The organism is Streptomyces ruber (genome assembly GCF_014648075.1).
GTDB classification, from domain to species: domain Bacteria; phylum Actinomycetota; class Actinomycetes; order Streptomycetales; family Streptomycetaceae; genus Streptomyces; species Streptomyces ruber.
This window is the reverse complement of sequence record NZ_BMQK01000003.1, coordinates 87,485-102,781: the sequence shown is the minus strand read 5'-3', so window position 1 is coordinate 102,781 and position 15,297 is coordinate 87,485. Positions and strand designations below refer to the sequence as shown.

The 15,297-nt window shown below is 70.7% G+C and carries 17 protein-coding genes and 1 pseudogene; 6 read left to right on the top strand and 12 right to left on the bottom strand.

From position 1 onward, the window contains the following. Positions 1–449: 449 nt before the first annotated feature. Together IEZ04_RS08630 and IEZ04_RS08625 are read left to right on the top strand one after the other, a co-directional pair. Positions 450–612: pseudogene (locus IEZ04_RS08630) on the top strand (IS5/IS1182 family transposase); the annotation flags it as partial. Positions 613–726: 114 nt separating this feature from the next. Beyond that, positions 727–2,799, top strand: coding sequence for a HelD family protein (locus IEZ04_RS08625; RefSeq protein ID WP_373296274.1), 2,073 nt, complete (start codon positions 727–729; stop codon positions 2,797–2,799). On the opposite strand, the gene IEZ04_RS08620 is transcribed toward IEZ04_RS08625, so the two are convergent. The 5 genes from IEZ04_RS08620 to IEZ04_RS08600 are packed head-to-tail and all read right to left on the bottom strand — an operon-like array spanning position 2,749 to position 6,081. Continuing rightward, positions 2,749–3,603 (bottom strand): Tn3 family transposase, encoded by an 855-nt coding sequence (locus tag IEZ04_RS08620; RefSeq protein WP_189216133.1) that lies wholly within the window; start codon positions 3,601–3,603, stop codon positions 2,749–2,751. The two genes, IEZ04_RS08625 and IEZ04_RS08620, sit on opposite strands and share 51 nt — an antisense overlap. A gap of 4 nt (positions 3,604–3,607) precedes the next feature. Beyond that, positions 3,608–4,672 carry a Tn3 family transposase gene (locus IEZ04_RS08615; protein WP_189216132.1) on the bottom strand — a complete coding sequence of 355 codons (1,065 nt, stop codon included), beginning with the start codon at positions 4,670–4,672 and terminating at the stop codon, positions 3,608–3,610. 27 nt (positions 4,673–4,699) lie between these two features. Further along, positions 4,700–4,888 (bottom strand): hypothetical protein, encoded by a 189-nt coding sequence (locus IEZ04_RS08610; protein ID WP_189216131.1) that lies wholly within the window; start codon positions 4,886–4,888, stop codon positions 4,700–4,702. A gap of 55 nt (positions 4,889–4,943) precedes the next feature. Beyond that, positions 4,944–5,306 (bottom strand): hypothetical protein, encoded by a 363-nt coding sequence (locus IEZ04_RS08605; RefSeq protein ID WP_189216130.1) that lies wholly within the window; start codon positions 5,304–5,306, stop codon positions 4,944–4,946. Further along, positions 5,233–6,081, bottom strand: a complete 849-nt coding sequence (locus IEZ04_RS08600; protein ID WP_189216129.1) for a DUF4158 domain-containing protein — start codon at positions 6,079–6,081, stop codon at positions 5,233–5,235. Before IEZ04_RS08600 ends, IEZ04_RS08605 begins: the two co-directional genes overlap by 74 nt. A 146-nt stretch (positions 6,082–6,227) precedes the next feature. On the opposite strand from IEZ04_RS08600, the gene IEZ04_RS08595 reads away from it, so the two are divergent. After that, positions 6,228–6,647 (top strand): DUF6153 family protein, encoded by a 420-nt coding sequence (locus IEZ04_RS08595; RefSeq protein ID WP_189216128.1) that lies wholly within the window; start codon positions 6,228–6,230, stop codon positions 6,645–6,647. 107 nt (positions 6,648–6,754) lie between these two features. Further along, complete coding sequence (locus IEZ04_RS08590) at positions 6,755–7,396, top strand: DUF305 domain-containing protein (RefSeq protein WP_189216127.1); 642 nt, start codon at positions 6,755–6,757, stop codon at positions 7,394–7,396. 187 nt (positions 7,397–7,583) lie between these two features. Here the strand turns inward: IEZ04_RS08590 and IEZ04_RS08585 are convergent, their stop codons facing one another. The 7 genes from IEZ04_RS08585 to IEZ04_RS08555 all read right to left on the bottom strand — a co-directional run bounded on the left by IEZ04_RS08585 (position 7,584) and on the right by IEZ04_RS08555 (position 11,981). After that, the gene (locus tag IEZ04_RS08585; protein WP_189216126.1) at positions 7,584–7,925 is read right to left on the bottom strand and encodes a hypothetical protein; all 342 of its coding nucleotides are present in this window, start codon (positions 7,923–7,925) and stop codon (positions 7,584–7,586) included. A gap of 207 nt (positions 7,926–8,132) precedes the next feature. Then, positions 8,133–8,543, bottom strand: coding sequence for a hypothetical protein (locus IEZ04_RS08580; protein WP_189216125.1), 411 nt, complete (start codon positions 8,541–8,543; stop codon positions 8,133–8,135). Beyond that, positions 8,540–10,081, bottom strand: a complete 1,542-nt coding sequence (locus IEZ04_RS08575; RefSeq protein WP_189216124.1) for an ABC transporter permease — start codon at positions 10,079–10,081, stop codon at positions 8,540–8,542. Before IEZ04_RS08575 ends, IEZ04_RS08580 begins: the two co-directional genes overlap by 4 nt. After that, positions 10,078–10,731: an ABC transporter ATP-binding protein gene (locus IEZ04_RS08570; protein WP_189216123.1), complete on the bottom strand. Its 654-nt coding sequence runs from the start codon at positions 10,729–10,731 to the stop codon at positions 10,078–10,080. The genes IEZ04_RS08575 and IEZ04_RS08570 overlap by 4 nt, the downstream gene beginning before the upstream one ends. A gap of 6 nt (positions 10,732–10,737) precedes the next feature. Then, complete coding sequence (locus tag IEZ04_RS08565; RefSeq protein WP_189216122.1) at positions 10,738–11,406, bottom strand: methyltransferase family protein; 669 nt, start codon at positions 11,404–11,406, stop codon at positions 10,738–10,740. After that, a complete protein-coding gene (locus tag IEZ04_RS08560; protein WP_189216121.1) occupies positions 11,399–11,695 on the bottom strand; it encodes a hypothetical protein in 297 nt (98 codons plus the stop codon). The genes IEZ04_RS08565 and IEZ04_RS08560 overlap by 8 nt, the downstream gene beginning before the upstream one ends. 22 nt (positions 11,696–11,717) lie before the next feature. Beyond that, the gene (locus tag IEZ04_RS08555; RefSeq protein WP_189216120.1) at positions 11,718–11,981 is read right to left on the bottom strand and encodes a hypothetical protein; all 264 of its coding nucleotides are present in this window, start codon (positions 11,979–11,981) and stop codon (positions 11,718–11,720) included. Between the two features lie 283 nt (positions 11,982–12,264). Here IEZ04_RS08555 and IEZ04_RS35770 point away from each other — a divergent pair, with 283 nt between their 5' ends. Both IEZ04_RS35770 and IEZ04_RS08550 read left to right on the top strand, forming a co-directional pair. Continuing rightward, positions 12,265–12,399 (top strand): hypothetical protein, encoded by a 135-nt coding sequence (locus IEZ04_RS35770; RefSeq protein WP_308429787.1) that lies wholly within the window; start codon positions 12,265–12,267, stop codon positions 12,397–12,399. Positions 12,400–12,548: 149 nt separating this feature from the next. Then, entirely contained in the window at positions 12,549–15,263 is a 2,715-nt protein-coding gene (locus IEZ04_RS08550) for a heavy metal translocating P-type ATPase (RefSeq protein ID WP_189216119.1), read from the top strand. Positions 15,264–15,297 lie beyond the last annotated feature (34 nt).

Here is a 15,297-nt window from a genome sequence, read left to right as displayed (position 1 = left end):
GCGAAGATGCGGAGGCCGAAGCCCGGCGGATCCAGGTTGGGCGGGGAGAGGTCACCGATCCGTTCTCTGGTTCGGCCGCGACCGATGGCAGCGTGGTGCCGCCATCTTGAGACGGGGCCGTCGGCCTTGGTCGGGCAGGGGTGGACCGATCGAAGATTTCACCCCGTTTTACGCTTTCCTCCTCGCTCGGGTCGCCAGACGAAACCAGATGCCCTTCTGGCAATGAGCTTGATGGCGCCAGTCACCTCGCCGCATCTTCCCCCTTTCCCGAGCGCGGCAAAAAATCACCGTCATGCAGGGGCAGACTCGCCTATGAGACAGGCGAGCATCGGGAGCTCAATTATCGATGTACGGAACGGCGGAAAGCGTGATACGCCATACGGTCGACGGTCATGGACTCGGTGAACCGTGCATAACTACCGCCCTGCCCGACAGCTTGAAGAAAGGCGCAGCAGGCGGTGAACGGGTCCCACGTGAAGATCCGCGCCCTCGTCGAGCAGGCCAGCCACCCTCAAGTCCTGGCGACTCCTTCGCAAGCTCCGGTGCTCGGCCAACCGGATCATCTGCATCGTCCAGGCCAGCCTCACCCAATTGGCCAGCTCAGACCGATGACGGGAAAAGCCTCAGCCGTAGGGACATATCTCCACCCATCAAGTCAAGACTTATCTGCAGGGGACTTCGACCGTATGGTGTGGGGCGAGCCGAAGGAGCCCCCTGTTGTCGAAAATGAATGATTTCGCTGCGCGTACGATTGAATCGGAGCAGGATTACGTGTCCTCCTTGTATGAGTTACTCACCGAGCGGCTTTCCGAGGTGCGCGCAGCTCGAGCGAGTGTGCTGAGGGCTCCGGCGGACAGCGCCGGTGAGGCATACGAGAGGGAAATCGCTGCCGAGCGCCTGGCCAAGGAGATCGGCCGGCTGGAGGGTGCCGAAAAGGGGCTGGTCTTCGGGCGCATCGACTGGACGGACGGCACGGCGCTGCGCATCGGGCGGATCGGACTGCGCAGGGAGGAAGATGACCTGCCTCTGCTCGTGGACTGGCGCGCGAACGCGGCGCGGCCCTTCTACGAGGCGACACCGGTCCACCCGATGGGCCTGCGGCGGCGCCGGCACCTGCGCCTCGAGGAGCGCACGGTCGTCTCGGTGAGCGACGAACTGCTGGACGGAACCGCCCCGACCGACGAGGACGTCGTGGGGGACGGCCCGTTGACCGAGGCTCTGTCGGCACGGCGTACGGGCAGGATGCAGGCGGCCGTCGCGACGCTGCAGGCCGAGCAGGACGAGATCGTCCGCTCCGCCCACCGCGGGGTGACCGTGGTGCAGGGCGGACCCGGCACCGGCAAGACGGTGGTCGCCCTGCACCGGGCGGCCTACGTCCTGTACGCGTTCCCGCGCGCCGCGGAGGAGGGTGTCCTGGTGGTGGGCCCGAACGCCCGGTTCCTCGACTACATCTCCCAGGTCCTTCCCTCGCTCGGAGAGAACGACGTCGTTCTGGCGACCTGCCGGGAACTGGCCAAAGTGCCCGCGGACACGGTGGACCCGTTCGACACGGCGCGTCTCAAGGGCAGCGCCGACCTCGCCGACGCCCTGGCCGGCCTGCTGCGCGCCCACCAGGCCCCCGCCGGAGACTTCACCGTGCGGGTCGGACAGGAACCGGTTCACCTCTCCGCCGAGGAAGTCGCCGCGGCACGCGACGCCGCCGTGGCAGCCGCACCCGGGCACAACCCCGCGCGCCAGGTGTTCAAGGAGCTCTTGGTCGACGCCGTCACCGACGCGATGCAACGAGACATGAGCGACGTCCTGGAGCAGATCGACGCCGATGCCGAACGGATGACAGGCATCGACCTCGACCGGTTCACGGGAGCCGCCCGGCGCCGTGCCGAAGGTGCGGCCGACCCGGGTCCGGTCCACGAGCTGGACCTGGACGCCATCCGGGCCGATCTCCTCAACAACGCCGGCGTCGACCGAGCGGTCGAGGCGTTGTGGCCGCGGCTGGTACCCGGTGACCTCGTGAAGGCGCTCCTGACGAACGCCGACGCTCTTGCCGGGCGCCTGCCCCGCCTGACCGACGAGGAGCGGTCCCTTCTGCTGCGCGGTCCGGACGCCCCGTGGACCGATGCCGATGTGCCGTTGCTGGACGAGGCGGCGAGCCTGGTCGACGGCCCTCCCGAGCGGACGTACGGGCACGTCGTCGTCGACGAGGCGCAGGAACTGACCGCCATGCAGTGGCGGATGATCGTCCGCCGCTGTCCGGCACGGGCGATGACGCTGGTGGGTGACTTCGCCCAGGCAGGCCCGGTCGCGACGGCACGCGACTGGAAGGAGGCGCTGAGCCCTCACGTCGGACCGCGGTTCAGACTGCACAACCTGACCGTCAGCTACCGCACCACGCAGGAGATCCTGGAGAGCGTCCGGGACCTGCTCACCCGGATCGCTCCGGACCAGAAGCCCACACGGTCACTGCGGAGCGGTGAGAGCCCTCGCACCGTGACCACACCTCCGGACGGGCTGGTCACCGCCGTCGCTCAGGAAGTACGCGCCCAGAGCACCGCGTACCCGGGCGAGTTCCTGGGAGTGATCTGCGCGGACACCAAGGTGGGCGAGCTGACGGCCCAGGGCATCGCCCACCACGCACGCATCGTGCCGGCGTCCGAAGCACGCGGACTGGAATTCGACGGGGTCGTCGTCGTGGCCCCCGAGGAAATCATCACGAACCGTCCCGGTGGGGAGAGGGACTTGTACGTAGCCCTAACCCGGGCCACCAAGCGCCTCTGCACCATTACCGCCCAGCCCGCCTGACGACTCGGCGCCCGCGTCATCGCCGCGGGCGCACCCGGCGCGGTACAGGCACCGGCCCGCGCGCACGGGGCTGCACGCCGCTTCGCCCGGCAACATGCGGCCTGGTCCAAGCCGACGACGTTCAGATCCCCTTCGCGGCAGGGTGAAGCCGACGTCGAGCTTCGGGTCGTACGCCTCCGGCTCAATGCGGAGTTCGTGCGTGGAGTACTCGCCGAACCGTTTGATGTGCTCGGTCAGGTACCGGGGGATGTGGGCCAGGTCCTCGGGGTCGATCTTCCATCCCTCCTCCAGGAGCTGGCGCACGATCTCGGCGATGTCCAGGGTGTTGTGGAAGATGACCTCGTTGGTCAACAACGCGTTGAACTTCGCGGTCTTCTCCTGCTCGACAGGGTCGTTGTCGGTGATGCCCCCGCCGTTGCCGAAGCCGATCCACTGGGAGAAGCCGTTGAACGCCTCGACCTCGTTCGTGGCAGCCGTCACCCGTCGGCGTAGCGGAGCGTGCGAGAGGTAGCGCGGGAGCTGGACGGCACGGATCACGCGGCCGACCTCGCGGAAGGCGGTGTAGGTGGCGTTCTTGCGGAAGCCCGCGCGCAGGCGCCGCAGTAGAAGGGTGGAGGAATGGCGCCCTCCCGCACCGAGATCGCCACCCGCACCAGGTGCCGGAACTGGGACTCGATCAGGTCGTAGTCGATGACGTTGCGGCCGCTCTCGCCTGACAGGGCGTCGGCGTCGATGTGGACGTACTCGGTCTGCTTGGTGGGCCGGTGGGAAGGTGAGGTCCTTCCAGTTCCTGATGCGGGGCATAAAATCAGAAACCGAGCAGGTGCGCGAGCGCGAAGACGGGAAAGAACTGGCCCTGGGTGTCGGCGTGCACGGTGGTCGGCTTGAGCTCCGAGGTGTTCTTGAGCAGGCCCTCGATGATGTAGACGGCCTCCCACACCCCGCACGGGATGAAGTGCGTGAACAGCGCGATGTACGTGTCCGACATGTGGTGGTAGGCGATGCCGCCCGGCTTGCCGTACCGCACGGACGTCCCGGACAGCAGGTTGTTGACGTGGGTGTCCATGTGGGTGCCGTCCGCGGCTACCGTGGAGCCGTCGCCCCACGCCTGGGAGATGTCCAGGCGGACGTGCGCGTTGACCAGGTCGGCAATCGCCTCGTTGAGCGTCGGGATGGCGAAGGGCCGGTTCGCGGCCAGCGACAGCTCGTGCCCGCTCACGCCGGGGATGTGGCGGGCGGCTTCGTAGGGGCCCATGTTGGTGCCCTTCACGCACGTGATGATCACGTACCGGCCGAAGGGGCCTGTCAGCTTCGGCTCGTTGCCCGAGGCAGGGCCGGAGCGGCGCCACCATTCCACCCAGTAGGCCGTGCGGGAGAGAATCCCGATCAGTGAGCGCTCCGGCGTCCGGGCCTTGATCTCCTGCTCCAGGGCCTTCGCCGAGGCCCGCTGGACCTCGGAGCGGTGGGCCTTGAGGAAGGGGATGCCGGTCTCGGGGTCGATGACCAGACCCTCGTTGTCCGGGTACCCGGCATCGGCCGTCGCGGCGGCCGCGGTGAGCTTGTCCTCCAGCTGCCGGCGGAACGACACCGCGTCGTACGGCGCATCGTCGCCGGTGAGCAGTTCCTCGGCGAGCGCGGCGAAGACCATCGCCTCGAAATGCTTGCGGAGGAAGGCGCCGGGCCGGTACTTGTCCCGGACGGCCTTCCGCCAGTTCAGTGTGGCGAAGGAGATGTCGACCGGACGGCCGTCCTCGTGCCGTTCCGGGATGTAGTCGCGGGAGGTCTTGTACCGGCGGGCGTGCGCGAGCGCGTCCAGGACGCGGCTGTCCTCCGAAGTGGCCTTCAGCTTCAGGCGGCCGGTCAGGTCGTACATCGTGGAGCGGTCCTCGAGCAGGTGCCCTTACAGCAGCACCCCCCAGTAGTCGCCATGGTGGGCTGCGACCTTCTCGATCTGTTCGTACTGTCCCTCGGACCCTCCGAAGTCGTCCACCGCCGCCGCAGGCACCCCCAGCGCACCGGCCTGCACGCGCAGGGCCTTCGCCATCGCGTGCAGGCCGGTCGCGAGCTGGTCGCCGAACCGTACGGCCACGGCGTCGGCCTCCGCGCCTGGTCGAGTTCCCCGGCCGCTGCCAGGATCTCCCCCGTCAGCGTGGCCGCCTTCTCCCGCGCGGCCTGACGGGGCCGTCGGCGTCGATGTGCTGGAGCACGGTGCGATAGTTCCCGAACAACACCTCAACTATGGCCCGCTGTTGCTCCCGGATACTCTCCAGCTCCGCCTTGGCCCGCTCGACGTGCAACGCGACCCGCTTGCAGAACATCGTGGTCAGATCGTCCCGGGCCCGCATCCGCGCCTTGTGCACGAGACACACCAGCAGCGCGAGCCGTTTCACCAGGTCGTAGTCCCGAAGCCCCGGCGCGTCCGCGGCGTCCGCCTCACCGGCGAAGTCCGTGATCTTCCCCGAGGCGACGCCGGACAGCCACACCCCGGTCTCGCCCAGCTCGTCCACCCACCCCAGGGGCTCGGCCTGGCCACGGAAGTGCGACCACGTCGGGGCCTTCGCCGTCTGCTCCAGCCTGTTGAACTTCGTGGTGCCGGACTCGTCCTTCCTCGTCCTTCTCCGACAGCAGGGCCAGCAGCCGGTCCCGGTGGACCTCGCTGAGCTGGTCGTAGACGCCCATGCAGATCGAGGCGTTCACCTCGGTACGAATCTTCGCCGCGAGCGCGTCCAGCGTGGTGAAGCCCGGCAGCTCCGGCCCGGCCTCCACGACCTTCTCCAGCGCGATGTTGATCAGGTCCGCCGGACGGTTCTTCGACACGGCCTCGCTCCGCATCACCGCCTCGGCGGTCTTCCGGGCCTTCGCCTTGCCGTACGACAGCCCCGTCCGCTGGCGTACCGCGGTGCGCTGCCGCTCCGCCGTACGGTTCGCGGCACGCGGCACGGTGCCCTCCGGCAGCTCCACCGCGCGGCGCACGAAGTCGACCACCGTTTCCGGGATCTCCTCCAGCTTCGGGAAACACCCCATGCGCTGGTACGACTTCAACGCCGATAACTGGGCCAGCAGATGCTCGTCGCAGTCGGTGCGAGCCACGGCCCACTCGGCCTCGTCGCGGCTCGACGCGAAGAACAGATGCAGTTCATCGCGGTGATCAGCCGCTTGAACCTCGGCATAGACACGCACTTGCCCGGCGAGTGAACCACTGACCGGCCCGGCGGGCGACGGGACACGACCCACGGCTTCTTCGTTCGGGACAAAGTGGTCGTGGGTTCGGATCTCCGCCACCCTGACAGTGAAGTACCAGGTCAGGGGCCTGGCCATGGGGGAGCCAACTGCGGCAACCGGCTCTTGCGAAGCTGCAGCGCGCCTTGGTTCGCCTTTTTGTACCTGTCGGCCTCCATGCAGCGGGTCGCTTCCGTAGCATGAGAGACGTGACAGCCCCTAAGCAGCTGCGCCGTGCGCGTTCGCCCCTCGGGCGGTGGCGTGCGCTGCTGTTGCTCGGGCTGCTCGCCGGGCTGCTCGGTATGCACGCCCTCGGGCCCGCCGACGCGGTCGCCTCAGGCGGCCATTCCTCGCATCACTCCGCCGCCGTCCCGGCGCACGCGGGTATGGAGATGGCCGGCGCCGCGTTCATCTGTCACGGCGACGGCAGCGGCGGCGGGCACGCGCAGCACGCCGACGCGACCTGTGCGTCCGGCGCGATCGGCGCGGGGCCGGTTCTTCCCGCGCCGATGCCCGACCCCGTCGGCTCGGCCCCACCCGCCGACCACCTGCCCGGCGCCTTCGCCGCCGCGCCCGACGGCGGGCGTGCCCCGCCCACCCTGGCCGAACTGCAACTCCTGCGGATCTAGGACAAGGCCGAGCCGTGCCCGCCCCGTCGTCGAGGGTGGATGCGGCGCTCCGTCATGTCCCGCGCCGACCGGCGCGCCCACCTTCGTACATCGCAGGAGTACACCCCATGACCAGCCCCCGTTCCCTCGTCCGCCGTGCCGCACTGGGCGTCACGGCCGTGACCGCCGCCCTCGTCCTCGCCGCCTGCGGCAGCGACGGCGGCTCCTCCGACACCGGCTCCGGTACGCAGCCGTCCGCCCCGACCGGCGCCGAGGACACCGCCGGTGCCCACAACGACCAGGACGTCGACTTCGCGCAGGGCATGATTCCGCACCACCAGCAGGCCCTCCAGATGGCGCGGATGGCCAGGAGCCAGGCGTCCTCCGCCGAGGTCGAGGACCTCGCCTCCCGTATCGAGAAGGCCCAGGACCCGGAGATCAGGACCATGTCCGGGTGGCTGGAGGCATGGGGTGAGGACGTGCCCTCCGGCATGCCCGGCATGGGCCACGGCGGGCACGGCGACGACTCCTCCGGCATGCCCGGGATGATGGGCACCGAGGACATGGCCCAGCTCATGGAGGCGTCCGGCCATGACTTCGACACCATGTTCCTGACCATGATGATCGAGCACCATGAGGGCGCCGTCGAGATGGCCACCACGGAGAAGGACGAGGGCCAGTACGGGCCGGCCAAGAAGCTGGCCGACGACATCATCACCGCGCAGACCGCCGAGATCGAGGAGATGAACAAGCTTCTCGGCAAGAGCTGACGGTCCCACGGCGGGCGACGGGGTGGGGCACCCCTGTTCCGTCGCCCGCTCGCCGCTCCCCGTTCCTCCCCGCTCCTCCTCGCGCCTTCCAGCAGACCTCAGCATGAGGATTCGTTCCCGCGCGGCCTCCGCCATCGCCTCGGCCGCTGTCGCGGCGGTACTGGCCGCATGCTCCTCCGTCCCTGATTCACCGTCCGGCTCGGAGTCGGCCGACGGCGCTGACGGCCTGGCCGTCAGCCACGTCCACGGCCTGGGCATCGACCCGGCCAACGAACGCCTGTACGTCGCCACCCACGAGGGCGTGATCGCCGTGGCCGACGACGGCACCGCGCAGCGGGTCGGCGACAAGGCCGACTACACGGGCTTCACCGTCATCGGCCCGAAGACCTTCCTCGGCAGCGGCCACCCGGCCGAGGACAGCGGCGACCACGGCAACCGCGGCCTGCTCCAGTCCACCGACTCCGGCAAGACCTGGAAAACCCTCTCCCTGGGCGGCACGACCGACTTCCACTCCCTCGAGTTCGCACACGGCACCGTCTGCGGCTACGACAGCACCCGCGGCGTCCTGCGCGTCAGCACCGATCGCACCACCTGGGACAGCCGTGCCGAGCTCGGCGCTCCGGACATCGCCGTCGGCCCGGAGGGACAGGGGGAGCGGTCGGACGGCCCACGTCGGCATGAGCCCGAACGGCGGGCCGCGCCGAGGCACAGTGGTGCCGTCGGCGCGGGCCCCTCTCTAGATCCGCAGAACTCCCGGCGCGTGAGGTGCCGTCGGAGCGTGGTGGCCGACCCGCCCGTCAGTGGGCGGTGTCGCGTGTGTGACGGTGGTGATCCCGGCTTCGGAGCGAGCCGGAAGGCCCTGCCACGGCCCGGTGGGTACGGAGGCCCAGCAGCCGGCCTCGGGCAGGGAGTCCACGTCCGACGCGGCAACGGCGTTCGTGGGGTGCGGGATGTCGCCGGCTCCGGTGACCGACTCGAGGTCCGCCGCATCGGCCGGGCCGAGGTGGCGGGTGGTGGTGTGTCCGGCGACGCCGTCATGGGCGGCGGCATGGGCGAGCGTGTGGACGACGCCGAGGCCGATCAGGAGCAGGCCGAGCAGCAGCAGGCGCGCCAGGAGGCCCCTCGTCGTTCCGGCCGTCCTCGTCACGTCGCCGCCCCTCGTCCGCCTGCCGGCGGCACCTGGGTACCCATGGCGCGGCGGGCGGCACCGGCCGGGCGAACGGTGGAGCGGAACAGCAGCGTGACGGCCAGGACGAGCCCCGCGAGCCAGGCCAGGGCGATCAGCAGACTGCCCGTCTCGTCGAAGCCGGGGGTCAGCGCCGCGTCGGTCAGCACGCGGCCGGGGCCGTAGCCGGGCAGGGCGTGGGCCCAGGCGGGCGGGGCGGGGCGGAGCATGGGGCTCTGTTCGATGCCGAGGTCGACGAAGGGCAGCAGGAAGGCGATCAGGACGCCGCCGACCCGGCCGAAGAGGGGACCGACCAGGACGCCGACGAGGGCGTAGCTGAGAGCGATCAAGGCGTTCGCCGCCGCGTACCAGCCCCACTGGCGTGCGTCGAAGACGGTCGCGGTGACGGCCAGCGACGCGGTCGTGGCGACGAGCGCGCCCAGGGCGATGACGATCAGCCGGGAGGTGAGCAGCGGCAGCGGACGGAAGCCGGCGAGGGCCAGGCGGCGGTCTCCGGTGCGCGCGTCGAGCAGGGTGAAGAGCCCTGCCAGGGTGGCGAGCGAGGCGATCGCGATGGGGGCCATGGTGCCGCCGTGGACGTCGGGCAGCCAGAATTCCTTCATCATGGTCCGGCCGTTCTCGCGCACGCTGATCGTCGTCGGTTCGTCGGGGGTGGTGGCCACGGCCAGCAGGACGAAGACGACGGGCACGGCGATCAGCAGGGCCCACAGCACCCGGTTGCGGGCCACTTCCCGCAGGCCCATCCGTACCCCCGTGGCCAGTTGCCCGCTCCGCCCGCGCCGCCGGGCGGTGCGGCTGGTCGCGGTGACGGTCGCCCAGGCCGTCGCGAGCGCCGCGGCGGCCCACAGCAGGGCCCGGCCCAGGTCGCCGATCCGGCCGCCGTGCCCGGACGGCAGGTCGGCCATCCAGAGGGTGACGAAGTGGGTGGGCAGGATCCGGGTGGCCGGACGGTCGGCGGCACCGAGGACGGGGCCGAGGAAGACGTCCAGGATCCACACGAACAGGATCAGCACCGTGCCGTTGACCGGGCGTGCGACGAGCGCGCCGACCAGGGTACCGATGGCGAGGTAGATCACTGCGTACATCAGCGTGCCGGCCAGCACCCGCTCCGGCTCGTCGCCCCATCCGGTACGGGCGGCCAGCGCCGTCAGTGCCGCCGCGGAGGCGACCAGGACGAGGGCGAGCCCGGTGGCCGTGCGGGCGGTCACCAGCCGGGCGGGGGCCAGCCCGGCCCGCACCAGACGACGGTCGGCGGCCCGGGCCTCGCGGACCTGGAAGTACATGCCGATCGCGGCGATGAACCCGGCCGCCCAGCCGGCCGTGGCGGTCTGCACCGCGGGCCCGCCCGGGCCGCCCAGCAACTCGGCCGCGTCCGCGAGCGGTTCCGCGGCCACGACGACGAACACCACGGGTACCAGGACGAGGGTGAGGATGTTGACCGGGGTGCGGGCGGCCTCGGTCAGGAAGCGGCGTACCAGCAGCACGGTCGTGGACGTCATCGCCGTACCGCCGCCCGCCCGTCGCGCAGTTCGACGATCCGGTCGAACCGCTCCTCGTCGGTCACGAAGTGACTGATCACCAGCACCGCGCGGCCCTGCTCGCGCCGCTCGCCGACCTGTGCCCAGAACCTCAGATAGGTGTCGAAGTCGAAGCCCGCGTACGGCTCGTCCAGCAGCAGCACCTCGGGGTCGGCCAGCAGCGCCAGGCCCAGGTTGAGCTTGGCGAGGGTACCGCCGGAGAGGCGGTCGGTACGCACCGCCGCGTACCGCTCGAACCCGAGCTCCTCGTACAGCCTCCGGCGGGCGCGACGCTCGGCCTGGTCGGCCAGTCCGTAGGCACGGCCGAAGAGTTCGAAGTGCTCGTCACAGGTGAGACGTTCGTAGACGACGGGCTCCTGCGGGCAGTAGCCGAGCCGTCCGGCACACGTGACCGAGCCGGCGTCGGGGGCCAGCGCGCCGACGAGGATCTTCATCAGGGTGCTCTTGCCCGCTCCGTTCTCCCCCACCAGACCGACCACCTCGCCCGCGGCGAGGAACAGATCGACGCCGCGCAGGACGGGCAGCCGTTGGCGGGACGGCCAAGTACCGCGCCGGTAGCTTTTCTCGATGCCGGTGGCCCGGAGCAGTACACCTTCCCGGCCGGCCGTCATGACGACTCACCTCCGTGCCGGGGCACGGGGCGTGCGCCGGTCGGCAGGGTGGCGTGGGCGGCGGGGCCAGAACGCGGGCGTGTCGGCGGCGTACGCCGTCCACTGCTCGCCGAAGCGCTGCGCGACCTCGCGTTCCTCGCTGCGGGCCAGGCGTGCGTAGACGTGGAGCAGAACCGGGAACATGAGCAGCGTCGGGATGGTCGGCCACTGGAGCAGGAAGCCGATCATGATGAGCAGGAAGCCGTCGTACTGCGGGTGACGCACCCAGGCGTACGCGCCGGTGGTGGCCAGTTCGTCGCGCTGGGCGGCGGCGTGCAGGGTCTTCCAGGCTGTGGCGATGAGCCAGAATCCGCAGCCGATGGCGGCATAGCTGACCAGGTGGAAGGGGCTCAGGTGCGGATCGCCGCTCCAGCCGGTCAGGTCGTTCCACAGGTGGCCGCCGGCATGGGTGTCCTGCAGCAGCGGGAAGCGGGAGCCGAGCCAGCTGCCGAGCAGGTAGACGGTCAGCGGGATGCCGTACATCTCGGTGAACAGGGCGACCAGGAACGCGCTGTAAGCGCCCATCGCCCGCCAGTCCCGCTTGCTCTTCGGGTGGAAGAAGCTCGCGGCGAAGGCGATGAACAGCAGGGTGTTCAGGACGACCAGGGGCCACAGACCGTAGGCGGCGTCAGCCATGGCGGCCTCCTCGGGGTGCGCTCGGGTGCCGGGGGCGCCGGGTAGGGCCCGGGTGGCGTTCGCCGCGGGCGAGACGGCTCATCCGGCCCTGGTGGTCGGCCGGTGTGATGCGGCCGTGGAGCAGCAGTCCGGTGGTCCACCGCTCAGCGGCCTCCAGGGCGGCGCGGCGGCCGCGCAGGCGGGCCAGGGGTGGGCAGCGGAACGCCAGCGGGGTGATCAGACGGGCGGTGTCGTAGACGACACCGGCCAGGATGACCACCCCGAGCAGAACGGCGATCACCGCGGACATGGTGGCCTCCCGGACCGGTCGGTCAGCTCCGAGGGCGCGGCTGGTCGTGCTTGACCGACGGGGCGTCCTCGGGCCGGGACTCGTGGGTCGTGTCGTGGCCGCCGCCGTGCATGCCACCACGACCGCCGTGCATGCCGCGCATCATGAGGAGCATCATCAGCGGGCAGGCCAGCGCGATGGCCAGGAAAAGGAGCGTGGCCACCGGCACGCCGAGTGCCAGGGCACCGACCACGGCGATCGCCACCGCGACGGCGTACAGGCCGTAGTTGTGCTGGTCGGTTTTCATCGCGGGCCTCCTTGAAGAAGCGTGCCCGTCGGGTGGTTGTGCGGTCGGCCCTCGGTGAGCCGGGCGCGGTCGCCGGTGCGTCCGCGCAGGACGGCAGGACCGTCAGACGGCGGTCGTATCCGTCCTCGTCGATCTCACCGCGGGCGAAACTTCCCACTGCCTCAAGGGCGTGGGCGGTGCCCCATGGCGAGCGGTTTCTCGGAGTCGGCATACCCGGGTGCCGGCCGCCGTCCCGGTGTCGCCCGCTCGGGCCAGGGCGCGGACGAGCAGGACACCGAGGGTGATGATCAACGCCCAGAAGAGGATCATGCCGGTCGACACGGCGAACCAGCCCCATGCGCTGAGATCGTGGTCGTACCAGAACATCGCGGTCACCCGCTTCTTCACGGACCGACGGGAGACGGAGCCCGGCGCCTGAGCCTCCCCGACGAGCTCACCTTCACGGTCCACCGCGCCCAGCGGCCCGTCTTGGGTCGATGAGGCCAACGCACCGGGGCCATAGGTCCCTTACCCCCTAGGGGTATCCGGGTGCAGTCTGGAAGGAGCCGGACAGAGAGAAGGCCTGTGATGGATACCGCCGACATCGTCGTCGTGACCCTGGCCGTCGTACTCGTCGCCACGCTGGGCTGGTTCTTCTTCGGTCCACGCCGCGCTCGCGCCGCACGGCTGGAGGGGGGAGTGCAGCGGATCGAGGTGAGCGTGCGGGGCGGCTACAGCCCGAATGTGATCCGGGTGCGGCAGGGAGTGCCGGTCGAGCTGGTCTTCGACCGGCAGGAGTCCGGTGAGTGCACCAACCGGGTCGTCTTCCCCGATCTGCGGGTCAGCGCCGGATTGCCCGCGTACCGGCGCACGACCGTGCGCCTGCGGCCCGAGCGGACGGGGTCGTACGGGTTCGCCTGCGGGATGAACATGATCCACGGCACGCTCGTCGTCGACCCGGGCGAGGGCGGCGGCCCGAGCGGCGACGAGGGACTCCCGGCCGTTGATACGGCTGTTGTCACGGCACCGGGGGACCGTACGTCCGCGGCCGACGCCGAGGCAGCCGAGGTCGCCGAGCGGCGTGCGGAGATCGCGGACCTCGGGCGGCGGGTCGCGGTCGGCACGGTGCTGACGCTGCCCGTGCTGTTCGCCGTGATGGCCCACGAGCTCTTCGGTGCCGACCGGGTGCCGGGCTGGCTGCTGAACCACTGGGTACAGCTTGCTCTGGTCACGCCGGTGATGTTCTACACCGGGTGGCCGATCCACCGCATCGGCTGGCTGACCCTGCGCCACCGGAGCGCCGACATGAACTCCCTGATCACGCTGGGCACCTCGGCCGCCTACGGCTACAGCCTGCTGGTCACGCTGGCCCCGTCGCTGCTGCCGGAGGACGTCCGCGAGGTCTACTTCGAGGCGGTCGGCGTCATCCTCACCCTCATCGTGCTCGGGCGGCTGCTGGAGGCACGGGCCAAGGCCGGAACCGGCGAGGCCATCCGGGCGCTGCTGGGACTGAAGGCCCGTACCGCCCGCGTCGTACGGGACGGCTCGGAGGCCGACATCCCCGTGGACGAGGTCGTCGTGGGCGACGAGATCGCCGTCCGGCCCGGCGAGAAGATCCCCGTCGACGCCGAGGTCCTCTCCGGGACGTCGGCGGTGGACGAGTCGATGGTCACGGGGGAGGCGATGCCCGTCACCAAGCGGGCCGGGGACACGGTCATCGGCGCCACCGTCAACACCACCGGTTCCCTGCGGGTGCGGGCGGCCAAGGTCGGCGCCGACACGATGCTGGCCCAGATCATCCGGCTGGTGCAGCAGGCTCAGGCGTCCAAGGCGCCGATCCAGCGGCTCGCCGACGCGATCTCCGCCTACTTCGTGCCCGCCGTGATCGCGATCGCCGTCGCCGCCTTCGCCCTCTGGTACACCGTCGGCCCCTCTCCCGCGCTGACGCTCGCGCTCGTCTCGGCCGTGGCCGTTCTGATCATCGCCTGCCCCTGCGCTCTGGGCCTGGCCACCCCGCTGTCGGTGATGGTCGGCACCGGCAAGGGCGCTCGGACGGGGATCCTGATCCGCTCCGCCGAGGCCCTGGAGACCGCGCACCAACTGGACACCGTCGTCCTCGACAAGACCGGCACCGTCACCGCGGGCAAGCCGGTCCTCACCGACATCCGGCCCGCCGACGGCTTGACGGTGGACGGCCTGCTGGCGCTGGTCGCCGCCGCCGAGGCGGACAGCGAGCACCCGCTGGCCACCGCGATCCTTGCGGGCGCCCGCCGGCGCGGCCTGGAGGTGCCCGCCGCATCGGCCTTCGATTCCGTCACCGGCAAGGGCGTTCGGGCCACCGTGGACGACCGGTCCGTCCTCGTGGGTACCGCCCGTCTGCTCTCGGACGCCGGCATCGGCACCGGGCAACTCGCCGTGTCGGCCGAGGAGTTCGCCACCCAGGGCAAGACGCCCGTACTGGCCGCGGTGGACGGGCGACCGGCCGGCGTGCTGGCCGTGGCCGACACCGTCAAGGAGGACTCCGTCCAGGCCATCGCCGCCCTGCACGGCCTTGACATCGACACCGTCATCCTCACCGGCGACAGTGCCCGCACCGCCGCCGCGATCGCCGGCCAGGTCGGCGTACGGCGGGTGCTGGCCGAGGTGCTGCCGGAGCACAAGGCCGACGAGATCCGCAGGCTTCAAGGCGAGGGCCGGACCGTCGGCATGGTCGGCGACGGCATCAACGACGCGCCCGCCCTGGCCCAGGCCGACGTGGGATTCGCGATCGGCACCGGCACCGATGTCGCCATCGAGGCCGCCGACATCACGCTCATCTCCGGCTCACTGTCCGGCGTCGTCACCGCGATCCGGCTGTCCCGGGCGACCATGCGCAACATCAGGCAGAACCTGTTCTTCGCCCTGATCTACAACGCCGTCGGCATCCCGGTCGCCGCCGGCGCCCTCCACCCCCTGTGGGGCATCCGGCTCAGCCCGATCATCGCCGCCGCGGCCATGGCCCTGTCCTCCCTCTCCGTCGTCACCAACGCCTCCCGGCTCCGCCGCTGGCTTCCGGCACCGTTGCCGGACGCCGAGGACACGGGCGTACGGCCGACGGTGGAAAGTGTCACCGAACCGTCCGCACCGCCGGCAACCGACCCGGTGTGCGGCATGCAGGTCGACCCGGCGACCGCACCGGAGCGGCGGGACACCCCGCAGGGCACCCTGTACTTCTGCTCCACGGACTGCGCGTCCGCCTACGACGCGGCCCCGGAGCGCCATGCGGCTTCGGCGGCCCAGCCGAACGACGTCCGGCGTGAGTAGGTGCGGTACGGGAGACCCCGGCGAGATCGATCCC